Annotated in this window: 15 protein-coding genes; 13 read left to right on the top strand and 2 right to left on the bottom strand. The window is 60.8% G+C overall.

All coding sequences use genetic code 11. The annotated features are described in order from the left end of the window. Positions 1 to 253 precede the first annotated feature (253 nt). From pyrG to ispD, 5 genes are all read left to right on the top strand, one after another. The gene (gene pyrG / locus Q6A47_RS06545) at positions 254 to 1,882 is read left to right on the top strand and encodes a CTP synthase (RefSeq protein WP_295485757.1); all 1,629 of its coding nucleotides are present in this window, start codon (positions 254 to 256) and stop codon (positions 1,880 to 1,882) included. A 3-nt stretch (positions 1,883 to 1,885) separates the two neighbouring features. Beyond that, on the top strand, positions 1,886 to 2,731 hold the full coding sequence (gene kdsA / locus Q6A47_RS06540; RefSeq protein WP_039579563.1) for a 3-deoxy-8-phosphooctulonate synthase: 846 nt from the start codon (positions 1,886 to 1,888) through the stop codon (positions 2,729 to 2,731). Positions 2,732 to 2,884: 153 nt separating this feature from the next. After that, a complete protein-coding gene (gene eno / locus Q6A47_RS06535; RefSeq protein ID WP_304483625.1) occupies positions 2,885 to 4,174 on the top strand; it encodes a phosphopyruvate hydratase in 1,290 nt (429 codons plus the stop codon). Between the two features lie 163 nt (positions 4,175 to 4,337). After that, a complete protein-coding gene (gene ftsB, locus Q6A47_RS06530) occupies positions 4,338 to 4,619 on the top strand; it encodes a cell division protein FtsB (RefSeq protein WP_029613437.1) in 282 nt (93 codons plus the stop codon). After that, on the top strand, positions 4,616 to 5,323 hold the full coding sequence (gene ispD / locus Q6A47_RS06525; protein WP_304483624.1) for a 2-C-methyl-D-erythritol 4-phosphate cytidylyltransferase: 708 nt from the start codon (positions 4,616 to 4,618) through the stop codon (positions 5,321 to 5,323). The genes ftsB and ispD overlap by 4 nt, the downstream gene beginning before the upstream one ends. Before the next feature lie 26 nt (positions 5,324 to 5,349). Here ispD and Q6A47_RS06520 read toward each other — a convergent pair whose 3' ends face one another. Then, positions 5,350 to 6,246, bottom strand: coding sequence for a LysR family transcriptional regulator (locus Q6A47_RS06520; protein WP_029613439.1), 897 nt, complete (start codon positions 6,244 to 6,246; stop codon positions 5,350 to 5,352). Positions 6,247 to 6,350: 104 nt separating this feature from the next. On the opposite strand from Q6A47_RS06520, the gene Q6A47_RS06515 reads away from it, so the two are divergent. From Q6A47_RS06515 to rpoS, 8 genes are all read left to right on the top strand, one after another. Next, entirely contained in the window at positions 6,351 to 7,463 is a 1,113-nt protein-coding gene (locus Q6A47_RS06515; protein ID WP_039579556.1) for an S-(hydroxymethyl)glutathione dehydrogenase/class III alcohol dehydrogenase, read from the top strand. Between the two features lie 8 nt (positions 7,464 to 7,471). Beyond that, positions 7,472 to 8,317 (top strand): S-formylglutathione hydrolase, encoded by an 846-nt coding sequence (gene fghA, locus Q6A47_RS06510; protein ID WP_039579554.1) that lies wholly within the window; start codon positions 7,472 to 7,474, stop codon positions 8,315 to 8,317. 169 nt (positions 8,318 to 8,486) lie between these two features. Then, entirely contained in the window at positions 8,487 to 8,960 is a 474-nt protein-coding gene (gene ispF, locus Q6A47_RS06505; protein ID WP_039579552.1) for a 2-C-methyl-D-erythritol 2,4-cyclodiphosphate synthase, read from the top strand. Then, the gene (truD, locus tag Q6A47_RS06500; protein ID WP_304483622.1) at positions 8,957 to 10,015 is read left to right on the top strand and encodes a tRNA pseudouridine(13) synthase TruD; all 1,059 of its coding nucleotides are present in this window, start codon (positions 8,957 to 8,959) and stop codon (positions 10,013 to 10,015) included. The genes ispF and truD overlap by 4 nt, the downstream gene beginning before the upstream one ends. Next, positions 10,003 to 10,752 carry a 5'/3'-nucleotidase SurE gene (gene surE, locus Q6A47_RS06495; RefSeq protein WP_304483620.1) on the top strand — a complete coding sequence of 250 codons (750 nt, stop codon included), beginning with the start codon at positions 10,003 to 10,005 and terminating at the stop codon, positions 10,750 to 10,752. The genes truD and surE overlap by 13 nt, the downstream gene beginning before the upstream one ends. A 41-nt stretch (positions 10,753 to 10,793) precedes the next feature. After that, positions 10,794 to 11,432: a protein-L-isoaspartate(D-aspartate) O-methyltransferase gene (locus Q6A47_RS06490; RefSeq protein WP_162889596.1), complete on the top strand. Its 639-nt coding sequence runs from the start codon at positions 10,794 to 10,796 to the stop codon at positions 11,430 to 11,432. Between the two features lie 199 nt (positions 11,433 to 11,631). Then, a complete protein-coding gene (locus Q6A47_RS06485; RefSeq protein WP_029613444.1) occupies positions 11,632 to 12,492 on the top strand; it encodes a peptidoglycan DD-metalloendopeptidase family protein in 861 nt (286 codons plus the stop codon). Between the two features lie 109 nt (positions 12,493 to 12,601). Beyond that, positions 12,602 to 13,609, top strand: coding sequence for an RNA polymerase sigma factor RpoS (gene rpoS / locus Q6A47_RS06480; RefSeq protein ID WP_029613445.1), 1,008 nt, complete (start codon positions 12,602 to 12,604; stop codon positions 13,607 to 13,609). A gap of 511 nt (positions 13,610 to 14,120) precedes the next feature. Here the strand turns inward: rpoS and fdxA are convergent. Continuing rightward, positions 14,121 to 14,444: a ferredoxin FdxA gene (gene fdxA, locus Q6A47_RS06475; protein ID WP_029613446.1), complete on the bottom strand. Its 324-nt coding sequence runs from the start codon at positions 14,442 to 14,444 to the stop codon at positions 14,121 to 14,123. Positions 14,445 to 14,460: the final 16 nt, after the last annotated feature.

The following is a 14,460-nucleotide window of genomic DNA, read 5'->3' as shown; positions in this document are numbered from 1 at the left end:
GACTACCCTCCCTTCTTGATACAACTTCTGTGGCTTCCTCGAAATCACAGCGGTTGCCGATTACCAAGCAGTTTTTTGCTGGGCTGATTCTTAAAATGACGAGCGAACTCCACACTGGGGATACCCCCGGTCTGTACAGACGCGGCAGTTGTTCGAGATGCACTGTGATTGACGCAGGTGATCGGGGGCTTCGGCCTTCCTTCGCTTTCTCCGGCGGCGCTGACCGCCTTAACGCAGACTTCTAGGGTTTTTCATGACGCGCTACATATTCGTCACGGGCGGTGTTGTTTCTTCATTGGGGAAAGGCATTGCCTCGGCTTCCCTGGCGGCCATCCTGGAAGCGCGGGGGCTCAAGGTCACCATGCTCAAGCTGGACCCGTATATCAACGTCGATCCGGGGACCATGAGCCCTTTCCAGCACGGTGAAGTATTCGTCACCCAGGATGGCGCCGAGACCGACCTCGACCTGGGCCACTACGAGCGGTTCATCCGCACCACCATGACCCAGAACAACAACTTCACCACCGGCCGTATCTACGAGCACGTGCTGCGCAAGGAGCGCCGTGGTGATTACCTGGGCGCCACCATTCAGGTCATTCCGCACATCACCGACGAGATCAAGCGCCGCATCATCAAGGGTGCCGGCGATGCCGACGTGGCCCTGGTGGAAATCGGCGGTACCGTGGGTGACATCGAGTCGCAACCGTTCCTCGAAGCGATTCGCCAGTTGCGCGTCGAAGTGGGCTCCAAGCGCGCCATGCTGATGCACCTGACCCTGGTGCCCTACATCGCCACGGCCGGCGAGACCAAGACCAAGCCGACCCAGCACTCGGTGAAGGAGCTGCGCTCCATTGGCCTGCAGCCTGACGTCCTGATCTGCCGCTCCGACCATCCGGTCGATGCGTCTTCGCGTCGCAAGATCGCCCTGTTCACCAACGTTGAAGAGCGCGCGGTGATCTCCCTGGAAGACGTCGACACCATCTACAAGATCCCAGGCGTGCTGCATGCCCAGGGGCTGGACGATTTCGTCGTCGAGCGCTTCGGTCTGCAGTGCAACGGTGCCGATCTGTCCGAGTGGGACAAGGTGGTGGATGCCAAGCTCAACCCTGAGCACGAAGTCACCATCGCCATGGTCGGCAAGTACATGGAACTGCTGGATGCTTACAAGTCGCTGATCGAAGCGATGAGCCACGCCGGCATCACCAATCGCACCAAGGTCAACCTGCGCTACATCGATTCCGAAGACATCGAGAACCAGGGCACCCGCCTGCTCGAAGGCGCCGATGCCATTCTGGTACCGGGCGGTTTTGGCCTGCGCGGCGTTGAAGGCAAGATCACTGCGGTGCAGTACGCCCGTGAGAACAAGGTGCCGTACCTGGGCATCTGCCTGGGGATGCAGGTGGCCGTGATCGAGTTCGCCCGTAACGTGATGGGCTGGAAGGATGCCAACTCCACCGAGTTCGATCGCAACAGCGGCCACCCGGTCGTGGGCTTGATCACCGAGTGGGCCGATGCCACCGGTGCAGTCGAAACCCGCAGCGAAGCCTCCGACCTGGGCGGCACCATGCGCCTGGGCGCGCAGGACTGCCAACTGGCGGCCGGCTCCAACGTGCACGATTGCTACGGCAAGGACGTGATCACCGAGCGTCACCGCCACCGCTACGAAGTGAACAACAACCTGCTGCCGCAATTGGTTGATGCGGGTCTGGTGGTTTCCGGTCGTTCCGAAGATGGCGCACTGGTCGAAGTGGTCGAGTCCAAGGATCACCCATGGTTCGTCGCCTGTCAGTTCCACCCGGAGTTCACCTCGACCCCGCGCGACGGCCACCCGCTGTTCAGTGGTTTCGTCAAGGCTGCCCTGAAGCAGAAGAACAAGGCCTGATCCATGACCCAGAAGATCATTCGCGTCGGCAACATCGAGATCGCCAACGACAAGCCGTTCGTCCTGTTCGGCGGCATGAACGTTCTGGAGTCCCGTGACCTGGCTCTGAAGGTCTGCGAAGCATATGTACGGGTGACCGAGAAACTCGGTATCCCGTATGTGTTCAAGGCCAGCTTCGACAAGGCCAATCGATCCTCGGTCACGTCCTACCGAGGCCCGGGCATGGAAGAAGGGCTGAAGATCTTCGAAGAGATCAAGCGCACCTTCGACGTGCCGGTGATCACCGATGTGCACGAGCCCTACCAGTGCGAACCGGTAGCCAAGGTCTGCGACATCATTCAGTTGCCGGCGTTTCTCTCGCGCCAGACCGACCTGGTGGTGGCCATGGCCAAGACCGGCGCGGTGATCAACATCAAGAAGGCGCAGTTCCTGGCGCCGCACGAGATGAAGCACATCCTCGCCAAGTGCGTGGAGGCCGGCAACGATCAGCTCATTCTGTGCGAGCGTGGTTCGAGCTTCGGCTACAACAACCTGGTGGTCGACATGCTCGGCTTCGGCATCATGAAGCAGTTCGAGTACCCGGTGTTCTTCGACGTCACCCATTCGCTGCAGACCCCGGGCGGTCGCGCCGACTCGGCCGGTGGCCGTCGTGCCCAGGTCACCGACCTGGCCAAGGCCGGCATGAGCCAGGGCCTGGCCGGACTGTTCCTCGAGGCGCACCCGGATCCTGACAACGCCAAATGCGATGGTCCTTGCGCGCTTCGTCTGGACAAACTGGAGCCGTTCCTGGCGCAGCTCAAGCAACTGGACGACCTGGTGAAGAGTTTTCCGACGGTAGAAACCGCGTAAAACCCATTTCTCGGGTAAAGTACCGCCCGTTCCGCCTCCGACCTGCCGGTCGGAGGCGTCCTTGGCCCGGCCTGCCGCTCGCATGTCCGCCTGGCGCAAGGCAAGAATTCCTCAAGCTGCGTTGTTTTCGTCAATTCTGGAGTGCTTACAACAATGGCAAAGATCGTCGACATCAAAGGTCGTGAAGTTCTCGACTCGCGTGGCAACCCCACCGTGGAAGCCGATGTACTGCTCGACAACGGCATCATCGGCAGCGCCTGTGCGCCGTCCGGTGCTTCCACCGGCTCGCGCGAAGCGCTCGAGCTGCGTGATGGCGACAAGAGCCGTTACCTGGGCAAGGGTGTGCTCAAAGCCGTCGGCAATATCAACGGTCCGATCCGTGATCTGTTGCTGGGCAAGGACCCTTGCGACCAGAAAGCACTCGACCGTGCGATGATCGAACTCGACGGCACCGAGAACAAAGCAAAACTCGGCGCCAATGCCATCCTCGCCGTGTCGCTGGCGGCCGCCAAGGCTGCTGCACAGGACCAGGACCTGCCGCTGTACGCGCACATCGCCAACCTCAATGGCACCCCAGGTCAGTACTCCATGCCGGTGCCGATGATGAACATCATCAATGGCGGCGAGCACGCCGACAACAACGTCGACATTCAGGAGTTCATGGTCCAGCCGGTCGGCGCCAAGACCTTCTCCGACGGTCTGCGCATGGGTACCGAGATCTTCCACCACCTCAAGGCCGTGCTCAAGGCCCGTGGTCTGAGCACCGCCGTGGGTGACGAAGGTGGCTTCGCCCCGAACCTGGCCTCGAACGAAGATGCACTGGCCGCCATCGCCGAAGCAGTCGAGAAAGCGGGCTACACCCTCGGCACCGATGTGACACTGGCCTTGGACTGCGCCGCTTCCGAGTTCTACGAAGACGGCAAGTACAAGCTGTCCGGTGAAGGCAAGTCGTTCGACGCCGAAGGCTTCGCCGACTACCTCAAAGGTCTCACCGAGCGCTTCCCGATCATCTCGATCGAAGACGGCCTGGACGAGTCCGATTGGGCGGGCTGGAAAATCCTCACCGACAAGATCGGCGCCAAGGTGCAACTGGTCGGCGACGACCTGTTCGTGACCAACACCAAGATCCTCAAGGAAGGCATCGAGAAAGGCATCGGTAACTCGATCCTGATCAAGTTCAACCAGATCGGCTCGCTGACCGAAACCCTGGAAGCCATCCAGATGGCCAAGGCGGCTGGGTACACTGCGGTCATTTCGCACCGTTCCGGTGAGACCGAAGACTCCACCATCGCCGACCTGGCTGTGGGCACTGCTGCTGGCCAGATCAAGACCGGCTCGCTGTGCCGCTCCGACCGCGTCTCGAAGTACAACCAGCTGCTGCGTATCGAGGAACAATTGGGTGCCAAGGCCGTCTACCGTGGCCGCGCCGAGTTTCGCGGCTGAGCGAGAGATGGTAAAAAGGCAGCAGCCGTGGCTGTCTGAACGCTCTTACTGAGCGTTCAGCGCTTTCAGACTGGTTTCTGTCATCGAAGCCTGGCCTCGGCCAGGCTTCGTGCTATCGGAAGCTCGCTGCGGCCTGCGGCGGCCTTTTATCCTGGATACCTTCATGCGCAGTCCCTATTGGTTGTTCCTCGTTCTGCTGTTGCTGCTTGCAGGCTTGCAGTATCGCCTGTGGGTAGGCAATGGCAGTCTGGCGCAAGTGGCCGAGTTGCAGCAGCAGATCGCCGACCAGCATGCTGAAAATGAGCGGCTGCTGGAGCGCAATCGCGTGCTCGACGCTGAAGTGCTGGAGTTGAAGAAAGGTATGGAAACCGTGGAAGAACGGGCTCGCCACGAATTGGGAATGGTGAAGGAGGGCGAAACCCTCTACCAGTTGCCACAGAAATGACCCAACAGACGCCGGCCTTCTGGGCCGTGATTCCTGCCGCGGGCGTTGGTGCCCGCATGGCTGCCGACCGTCCCAAGCAGTATCTGCAACTGGGTCGGCAGACACTCCTCGAGCATAGCCTCGACTGTTTTCTCGATCACCCGCTGCTCAAGGGCGTGGTGGTCAGCGTTGCCGAAGACGACCCCTTCTGGCCAGGCTTGCCCTGCGCTCGCGACACGCGCATCCGCCGCGCGACAGGCGGGCGCGAGCGTGCCGATTCGGTGCTCAATGCATTGCTGCTTTTGCATGCGCAAGGCGCTGCCGATGATGACTGGGTGCTGGTACATGATGCGGCCAGGCCGAACTTGGCTCGCGGTGACCTGGACAAACTGCTGTCGGAACTGGCTGACGATCCTGTCGGCGGGCTGCTGGCTGTACCGGCTCGCGACACCCTCAAGCGTGCTGACGCCCAAGGCCGCGTCAGTGCCACGATCGATCGCAGTACCGTGTGGCAAGCCTATACACCGCAAATGTTCAGGCTCGGTCTGCTGCATCGTGCACTGGCCGAGTGTCTGGTCGCGGATGTGGCGGTGACCGACGAAGCGTCCGCCGTCGAGTGGGCCGGGCTGGCTCCACGCCTGGTCGAAGGGCGCAGTGACAATATCAAGGTCACTCGCCCGGAGGATCTGGAATGGTTGCGCCAGCGCTGGGCTGGTCGGCGCTGAGGCGCCTGCGCTCCAAACGCCGTGCGTCAGTCTTGTCGATACTCCGGTAATCCCGCCAACGCCTCTTTCAAGTAATCCACCAATCGTCGAACCTTCGGCGAGAGATGCCGCTGCTGCGGGTACAGCGCCCACACGGCAGTATTGGGTGGCTGGTGCGCCTGCAACAGTGACACCAGCGCGCCGCTGTGCAGATGTTCGAGCACATAATAGTCCGGCAGTTGGCACAGCCCCATGCCCTGTAGCGCAGCGTCCAGTACTGCCTGACCGCTGTTGCAGCGCCAGTTGCCTTGCACGCGCTGGCTGATTTCTCGTCCATCCTGCTGCAGCACCCACAGGTCCGAACTGCCGACCAGGCAGTTGTGTCGGGCCAGTTCCGACAAGCTGTGGGGACGGCCATAGCGTTCCAGATAGGCCGGCGAGGCACACAGGTACATGCGCCGCGGTGCCAACCGCGTGGCGATCAGCCTGGAGTCCTGCAGACGACCCAGGCGGATGGCCAGGTCCATGCCTTCGTGTAGCAGGTCGAGGGTACGGTTGCTCAATTCCACGTCCACCCGCAGCTGTGGGTAGCGCGCCATGAAGCGTGTCACCAGCGGCACGATGAAGCGTTCGCCATAGGCCACGGCGCACGTCATGCGCAGCAAGCCCTTGGGTTCGCTGGCCAGATCGCCCATCGCTCGCAGCGCCTCTTCACGTCCGTCCTGCAGGCGCTGACAGTGCTGTAGAAAGGTTTGCCCGGCTTCGCTCAGGGTCACTCGCCGCGTGCTGCGATACAGCAGGCGGGTCTGTAGACGCTCTTCCAGTCGGACGATCTGTCGACTGATATGTGAAGAAGACACACCCAAGCGCTCGGCCGCTGCGGTGAATTGTCCGGCCTCTGCAACGGCTACGAATTCATCGATCCCTTCCCAGCGGCTGCTCATTGATTATCCCTGCATGGCAATAATGTTTTGCTAGTGCTGGGATTATTTATCAAAAGTTGGTGAATTACACTGCCTCTCTCAATAGAACCCTGCTGGAGAGCCTGATGATCAAGTCCCGCGCTGCCGTTGCCTTCGAAGCGAAGAAACCCCTGGAAATCGTCGAAGTCGACGTGGCCATGCCCAAGGCGGGCGAAGTGCTGCTGCGCGTGGTGGCCAGTGGCGTTTGCCACACCGACGCCTATACCCTCTCCGGCGCGGATCCGGAAGGTATTTTCCCCTCGATCCTTGGCCACGAAGGCGGCGCCATCGTCGAGGCGGTAGGTGAGGGTGTCACTTCGGTTGCCGTGGGCGATCATGTCATTCCGCTGTACACGCCTGAGTGCGGCAAATGCAAATTCTGTCTCTCCGGCAAGACCAACTTGTGTCAGGCCATCCGTGCCACGCAAGGCAAGGGCCTGATGCCGGACGGCACCACTCGCTTCAGCTACAAAGGCCAGCAACTGTTCCACTACATGGGCACCTCGACCTTCTCCGAGTACACCGTGCTGCCGGAGATTTCGGTGGCCAAGATCCAGAAGGAGGCTCCGCTGGAGAAGGTCTGCCTGCTGGGCTGCGGCGTAACCACGGGTATCGGCGCGGTACTGAACACTGCCAAGGTCAAACCGGGTGATACCGTGGCTGTCTTTGGTCTGGGCGGCATTGGTCTGTCGGCAATCATCGGTGCGGTGAAGGCCAAGGCCTCGCGCATCATCGCGATCGACATCAACCCGGCCAAGTTCGAGATCGCTCGCCAGTTGGGCGCCACTGATTGCATCAACCCCAAGGAATACGATCGTCCGATCCAGGAAGTGATCGTCGATCTCACCGATGGTGGTGTGGACTTCTCCTTCGAGTGCATCGGCAATGTCCAGTTGATGCGTGCGGCGCTGGAATGCTGCCACAAAGGGTGGGGCGAGTCGGTGATCATCGGTGTCGCTGGCGCTGGCCAGGAAATCGCCACCCGGCCATTCCAGTTGGTCACCGGGCGCGTCTGGCGCGGCTCGGCGTTCGGCGGCGTGCGCGGTCGCAGCGAGCTGCCGAGCTACGTGGAAATGTCCGAAAAGGGCGAAATTCCGCTGGACACCTTCATCACCCACACGATGGGTCTGGAAGACATCAACAAAGCCTTCGACCTGATGCATGAAGGCAAGAGCATTCGCAGCGTGATCCACTTCTGAGGTCAGCCATGAGCCTGGAAAACATCTCCTGTCAAAAAAGCTTCGGCGGCTGGCACAAGCGCTATCGGCACACGTCCAAAGTGCTGGGCTGCGACATGGTATTCGCCGTCTATCTGCCTCCTCAGGCTGAGCTGGGCGGGAAACTGCCGGTGCTGTACTGGCTTAGTGGCCTGACCTGCACCGACGAGAACTTCATGCAGAAGGCCGGCGCCCAGCGCCTGGCCGCCGAGCTGGGGTTGATCATCGTCGCGCCGGATACCAGCCCGCGTGGCGAACAGGTGCCGGGCGACCCTGATGGGGCCTGGGACTTCGGCCTCGGTGCCGGTTTCTACCTCAATGCCACCCAGCAGCCATGGGCTCAGCATTACCGGATGCACGACTACGTGGTGCATGAGTTGCCGGCCTTGATCGAGGCGCATTTCCCGGCCTCCGAGCAGCGCAGCATCAGTGGTCATTCCATGGGCGGGCACGGCGCGTTGGTGTGCGCGCTGCGCAATCCGGGGCGCTATCGCTCGATTTCGGCGTTCTCGCCGATCAGTAATCCCATGGACTGCCCCTGGGGCGAGAAGGCCTTCTCCCGCTACCTGGGCGAAGACCGCTCGCGCTGGCGCGAGTGGGACGCCAGTGTGTTGCTGGCAGAGTCGAGCGACTGCCCGCCGCTGCTGGTCGATCAGGGCGATCGCGACGATTTCCTCGACAAACAGCTCAAGCCCCAGGCGCTCGAGCAGGCCGCTCGCAAGGCCGGGCATGCCCTGACCCTGCGCCTGCAACCGGGCTATGACCACAGCTACTACTTCATCGCCAGCTTCATCGATGACCACCTGCGCCATCACGCCCGTGCCTTGCACGGTTGAAAAACAGCGGCAAGCGGCAAGCTGCAAGAGAGAAGCAGCCCGCGCTAGGCTTGGCTTCTTCTTGTAGCTTGTAGCTTGTAGCTTGTAGCGTGCAGCGTGCCGTTTCCGAGCAGCCTGCGGCTGCAAATACAGGTAGAATCCCGCCCTGACTCAATCAGGGCGTTTTTCTATGCGTATTGGCCACGGCTACGATGTGCACCGTTTTGCCGACGGTGATTTCATTACCTTGGGTGGGGTGCGTATTGCCCATAAATACGGCCTGCTGGCCCATTCCGATGGCGACGTGCTGCTGCATGCCCTGAGCGATGCCTTGCTCGGCGCGGCTGCGTTGGGCGACATCGGCAAACACTTTCCCGATACCGACCCGCAATTCAAAGGGGCGGACAGCCGCGTGCTGTTGCGTCACGTCCTGGCCGTCGTGCAGGCCAAGGGCTGGAAGGTCGGTAACGTCGACGCCACCATCGTCGCCCAGGCGCCGAAGATGGCGCCGCACATCGAAACCATGCGCCAGTTGATCGCCGAAGACCTGCAGGTCGAACTCGACCAGGTCAACGTCAAGGCCACCACCACCGAGAAGCTGGGCTTCACCGGGCGGGAGGAGGGGATCGCCGTCCATGCGGTCGCCCTGCTGCTGGCCTCATGACCGAATTGGAACTGCTGGGTCCGCGCGCAAGCGGTGAGGCCCTGGGCTGCGCGGTGCTCAAGGCGACTGCCGAAGACTTTCAAGTCGACGAAGTCTTGGACATTCCCCTGTCTGGCCAGGGCGAGCACCTGTGGCTGTGGGTGGAAAAGCGTGAGCTCAATACCGAGGAGGCGGCTCGCCGCCTGGCTCGTGCCGCAGGCGTGCCGTTGCGTGCCATCAGCTATGCCGGGCTGAAAGATCGCCAGGCCTTGACCCGCCAGTGGTTCAGTCTTCACCTGCCGGGCAAGGCCGACCCGGACCTGTCCCGGGCCGAGGATGAGAGCCTGCGGGTGCTCGAACGGGTGCGCCATCAGCGCAAGCTGCAGCGTGGCGCGCATTCGGCCAATGGTTTCAGGTTGCGGCTCACGGCGCTCGATGCCGATCATTCGGCGCTGGATGCGCGTCTGGAACGGATCAAGTCGCATGGCGTGCCGAATTATTTCGGTAGCCAGCGCTTTGGTCATGCCGGTGGCAATGTCCACGACGCCCTGAGCTGGGCCGCTCGCGAAGCGTTGCCGGAACAGCGCAACGTGCGTTCGCGGTTGCTCTCCACGGCGCGCAGTTATCTGTTCAATCAGGTGCTGGCTGCGCGAGTGACCGAGGGGACTTGGAACCTCGCTCAGGTCGGGGACCTGCTGGCATTCACCGATAGCCGTAGTTTCTTTCCGGCGAGCGAAGCGGAATGTTCTGATCCAAGGCTGGCCATTCTGGATCTGCATCCCACTGGACCGATGTGGGGCGCAGGGCTGCCGCCCACTCGCGACGCCGTGGCGGCGCTGGAAAGCGCCGTCGGTGCACGGCAACCGGCGCTGTGTCAGTGGCTGGGCAAGGCGGGACTGGATCACGAACGGCGCATACTGCGGCTCCCTATTGCACGCCTGACGTGGCATTATCCCGAGCCTGATATCCTGCAACTGGAATTCGTCCTTCCGGCCGGATGCTTCGCCACCGTCGTGGTGCGCGAGCTTGTGGATCTGGTGCCGGCAGGGCAGACGGACAGCCCATGCGTATTCTGATTTCCAACGACGACGGTGTCACCGCTCCCGGCCTCGCTGCGCTCTACGATGCGCTCAAGGATCATGCCGAATGCACGGTGATCGCCCCGGACCAAGACAAGAGCGGTGCTGGCAGTTCGCTGACGCTCGACCGCCCGCTGCACCCCACGCGGCTGGGCAACGGCTTCATCAGCCTCAACGGCACGCCGACCGATTGCGTTCACTTGGGGATCAATGGCCTGTTGCCAGAAACCCCCGACATGGTGGTGTCCGGTATTAACCTGGGCGCGAACCTGGGGGACGACGTGCTGTATTCCGGTACGGTCGGCGCTGCGCTGGAGGGACGCTTTCTCGGCGGTACGTCGCTGGCGTTCTCCCTGTTGTCGCGCCAGCCAGACAACTTGCCGACGGCGGCCCATGTGGCTCGACGGGTCGTGGAGGCGCAGTCGCGTCTGCAACTGCCGCCACGCACCGTGCTCAACGTCAACATTCCCAATCTGCCGCTGGAGCATATCCGTGGTGTGCGCCTGACCCGCCTGGGTCATCGTGCGCGTGCGGCAGTCCCGACCCAGGTGATCAACCCACGGGGCAAGGAGGGCTATTGGATCGCAGCGGTCGGTGACGCCGAGGATGGTGGTCCGGGCACCGATTTCCATGCGGTGATGCAGGGCTACGTCTCCATTACCCCGTTGCAGTTGGATCGAACCTTCAAGGAGGTTTTCGAAGGCCTGGAGAGCTGGCTGGAGGGCTTGCTCTGATGCGCGATCAGGACGATCTGCAACGCCGCGGCGGTATCGGCATGACCTCGCAGCGTACCCGCGAGCGGCTGATTCAGCGCCTGTACGAGGAGGGCGTGTCCAACACGCAAGTGCTCGAGACGATCCGCCGCACACCGCGCCATCTGTTCGTCGACGAAGCCCTGGCGCACCGGGCCTACGAAGACACCGCGCTGCCTATCGGCCATAACCAGACGATCTCTCAGCCATTCATGGTTGCGCACATGAGCGAATTGCTGCTCGAGGCCGGCCCGCTGGACAAGGTGCTGGAGATTGGCACCGGTTCGGGCTACCAGACCGCCATTCTGGCGCAGTTGGTGGAGCGGGTGTTTTCGGTCGAGCGCATCAAGGTACTGCAAGATCGCGCCAAGGAGCGACTGGTCGAGTTGAACCTGCGCAACGTGGTGTTCCGTTGGGGGGATGGGTGCGAGGGCTGGCCTGCTTTGGCGCCCTATAACGGCATCATCGTCACCGCAGTGGCAGCGGAAGTGCCGCAGGCGCTGCTCGATCAGTTGGCACCGGGTGGCCGTCTGGTGATTCCGGTCGGTCCAGCGGGGGAGGCTCAGCAACTGCTGCTCATCGTGCGTGAGGAGCACGGTTTCTCTCGACGGGCGCTGGGCGCTGTGCGTTTCGTGCCTTTGCTCAATGGACCGCTGGCCTGAAGGCCAGCGTCGAATCGTCAATATTTGCATCCGTAACGAATTCTTGCGGCGCCTGCCTGTCTATCAGGCGGTATGAGGCAATCCCACTTACAATTGCCGCACGCGTGAGCGCAGCAGCCAATCACGCTGGCCTCGGTTATAATTGCAACAATATTGCATATCGTCTTATCCAGATTTCGGCACCATGAGGGGAGCGCGGGTGGGTCACACAATCATTCGGCAGCGCAAGGATTGGTCGGGTTTCAAGCTACTGGTGATTGCGCTGGCCATGGGAACCCTGCTGGCGGGATGCTCCAGCACCGGTTCCAGTGGCGCCCGGGTGGTCGATCGCAATAGCGCGGCGCCCAAGCGTCCCACCGTGACGTCCGGCCAGTATGTGGTCAAGCCGGGTGACACCTTGTTCTCCATCGCTTTCCGTTATGGCTGGGATTACAAAGAGCTGGCCGCGCGCAACGGTATCGCACCGCCTTACACCATTCGTCCTGGTCAGCCGATTCGCTTCAGCAGCGGCTCCGGTGGCAGCACCACGGTAGTCACTTCAGGCCCATCCTCGTCGAGCCGTACCACGGTCACTCGGCGCCCAGTTGGCGCATCCTCTTCTCCAGCAACAAATCGTGACAAGTCGGCAACTGCCCCCTCTGTTGCCACTGCGCCAGTCGTGACTCAAGTGCCAGCGGCTGAACGTGCTGTCGGTGGCTGGACCTGGCCGGCCAATGGCGTGTTGATTGGAAAATTTGCTTCAAACGGTAGTTTGAATAAAGGCATTGATATCGCCGGGGATTTGGGACAGCCTGTTTTTGCTGCATCTGACGGTGCTGTGGTTTACGCCGGGAGCGGTTTGAGGGGCTACGGCGAGCTCATCATCATCAAGCACAACGATACCTACGTCAGTGCCTACGGCCATAACCGCAGGCTCGTGGTTCGGGAGGGGCAGCAGGTCAAGGCAGGGCAGACGATCGCGGAAATGGGGTCCACAGGCACTGATCGGGTAAAGCTGCATTTCGAGATTCGCCGCCAGGGCAAACCCGTCGACCCTCTACAATTTCTGCCACGCCGTTGATTGTTGCACCAGCCTGTTCCTGAGGACGTAACGGGGACAGGCTTTAGCGCTGCCAGGGAATCAGGTGACGCTAGAGTCTGAGGTTCGAACTCAGCAAAGGACTATAACAATGGCTCTCAGCAAAGAAGCGCCGGAGTTTGACATCGACGATGACCTCCTAGTGATGGAGACAGGCATCGTTTTGGAAACGGATGTGGTGTCAGACGAACCTGTAGTACCTCCGGTTCGGACCAGGGCCAAGTCCGGCTCATCGCTCAAACAGCACAAGTACATCGATTACAGCCGTGCGCTCGACGCTACGCAGCTGTACCTCAACGAAATCGGTTTTTCACCGCTGCTCTCTCCTGAAGAAGAGGTGCATTTCGCGCGTCTTTCCCAGAAGGGTGATCCTGCAGGTCGCAAGCGCATGATCGAGAGCAACCTGCGCTTGGTGGTGAAGATCGCTCGGCGTTACGTCAATCGTGGTCTTTCGCTCCTGGATCTCATCGAAGAGGGCAATCTGGGCCTTATCCGCGCGGTCGAGAAGTTCGACCCCGAGCGTGGGTTCCGTTTCTCCACCTATGCCACTTGGTGGATTCGCCAGACCATCGAGCGGGCGATCATGAACCAGACCCGCACCATTCGTCTTCCGATCCACGTGGTCAAAGAGCTCAACGTGTATCTTCGGGCGGCGCGCGAGCTTACCCAGAAGCTCGATCACGAGCCATCCCCAGAGGAAATCGCCGGGTTGTTGGAAAAGCCGGTGGCCGAGGTCAAGCGCATGCTGGGCCTCAACGAGCGAGTTTCCTCTGTAGACGTATCACTGGGCCCTGATTCGGACAAAACCCTGCTCGATACGCTCACCGATGACCGCCCCACCGATCCTTGCGAACTGCTGCAAGATGATGACCTCTCCCAGAGCATCGACCAATGGCTGGGCGAACTCACCGACAAACAGCGTGAAGTCGTGATCCGCCGCTTCGGCCTGCGTGGCCACGAGAGCAGTACCCTGGAGGATGTTGGCTTGGAAATTGGTCTGACCCGGGAGCGGGTTCGCCAGATCCAGGTCGAAGGTCTCAAGCGTCTGCGTGAAATTCTTGAGAAGAATGGGCTCTCCAGCGAATCCTTGTTCCAGTAACCGCCTGCAGGCCAGTCGACAATGCCCCGCTGATTCCGGGGCATTTTTGTGGGCGATGGAAATGTTTCATGCTGGTCGCTTTGCAGTTTGGGCTGTAGGAGATCACTTACCAAAGCTGTAAGCCTTCATGGGTAGTGTAAGTAAAGTATTGTCGTTTTCAGCTTGGGTATTTTTATAACTTTATGATTTATAAGTACTTTATAGGTATGTAAATGTGTTGCTGTCGTAGCATCTTGTAAGGTGCGCTGGTTGCTCCCCTCAGGGAAAACAGTAGTATCTGAACTGCGCCGACGGACTGGCGCAGGCTTTCAAGGATGATTGCCAAGGACATCGCAGGATGCGATTCATCAGGATGATGAAAGGGACAAGCAGGGACTACGGAAAAAATGTGGGCGGGTCAAACCGCCCCTTTTTTTGTCTGCGATTCAGCCTCCGGTCCGGTGTAATTCCGAATCCGAGACATCAAAAAAGGCCCTGACGGGCCTTTTTTCGTTCTGCAACGCTGAGTGGATCAACGTTCCAGATCAGCGATCTTGCCAGTCTTGCCATCCCACTCTTCGGCATCCGGCAGCGGATCCTTACGCTCGGTAATGTTCGGCCAGATTTCGGCCAGCTCGGCGTTGAGCTCGAGGAAGTTCTCCATACCCGATGGCACTTCATCTTCGGAGAAGATCGCCTGGGCCGGGCACTCGGGTTCGCACAGTGCGCAGTCGATGCACTCGTCCGGGTGGATGACCAGGAAATTCGGGCCTTCGTAGAAGCAGTCCACCGGACAGACTTCCACGCAGTCGGTGTACTTGCATTTGATGCAGTTGTCGGTGACGACGAAGGTCATTTCTAATTCTCTCCTC

The sequence above is a fragment of the Pseudomonas boreofloridensis genome (assembly GCF_030580795.1).
GTDB lineage: Bacteria > Pseudomonadota > Gammaproteobacteria > Pseudomonadales > Pseudomonadaceae > Aquipseudomonas > Aquipseudomonas boreofloridensis.
The sequence above is the reverse complement of the archived record's forward strand: the minus strand, read 5'-3'. Positions and strand labels throughout refer to the sequence as shown.

Excerpts from the sequence above, each read along its gene's own strand:
- ftsB (WP_029613437.1), top strand. The coding sequence starts at position 4,338 with ATGCGCAGTCCCTATTGGTTGTTCCTCGTTCTGCTGTTGCTGCTTGCA.
- Q6A47_RS06490 (WP_162889596.1), top strand. The coding sequence starts at position 10,794 with ATGACCTCGCAGCGTACCCGCGAGCGGCTGATTCAGCGCCTGTACGAG.
- kdsA (WP_039579563.1), top strand. The coding sequence starts at position 1,886 with ATGACCCAGAAGATCATTCGCGTCGGCAACATCGAGATCGCCAACGAC.
- surE (WP_304483620.1), top strand. The coding sequence starts at position 10,003 with ATGCGTATTCTGATTTCCAACGACGACGGTGTCACCGCTCCCGGCCTC.
- eno (WP_304483625.1), top strand. The coding sequence starts at position 2,885 with ATGGCAAAGATCGTCGACATCAAAGGTCGTGAAGTTCTCGACTCGCGT.
- rpoS (WP_029613445.1), top strand. The coding sequence starts at position 12,602 with ATGGCTCTCAGCAAAGAAGCGCCGGAGTTTGACATCGACGATGACCTC.
- truD (WP_304483622.1), top strand. The coding sequence starts at position 8,957 with ATGACCGAATTGGAACTGCTGGGTCCGCGCGCAAGCGGTGAGGCCCTG.
- Q6A47_RS06515 (WP_039579556.1), top strand. The coding sequence starts at position 6,351 with ATGATCAAGTCCCGCGCTGCCGTTGCCTTCGAAGCGAAGAAACCCCTG.
- fdxA (WP_029613446.1), bottom strand. The coding sequence starts at position 14,444 with ATGACCTTCGTCGTCACCGACAACTGCATCAAATGCAAGTACACCGAC.
- pyrG (WP_295485757.1), top strand. The coding sequence starts at position 254 with ATGACGCGCTACATATTCGTCACGGGCGGTGTTGTTTCTTCATTGGGG.
- fghA (WP_039579554.1), top strand. The coding sequence starts at position 7,472 with ATGAGCCTGGAAAACATCTCCTGTCAAAAAAGCTTCGGCGGCTGGCAC.
- Q6A47_RS06520 (WP_029613439.1), bottom strand. The coding sequence starts at position 6,246 with ATGAGCAGCCGCTGGGAAGGGATCGATGAATTCGTAGCCGTTGCAGAG.
- ispF (WP_039579552.1), top strand. The coding sequence starts at position 8,487 with ATGCGTATTGGCCACGGCTACGATGTGCACCGTTTTGCCGACGGTGAT.
- ispD (WP_304483624.1), top strand. The coding sequence starts at position 4,616 with ATGACCCAACAGACGCCGGCCTTCTGGGCCGTGATTCCTGCCGCGGGC.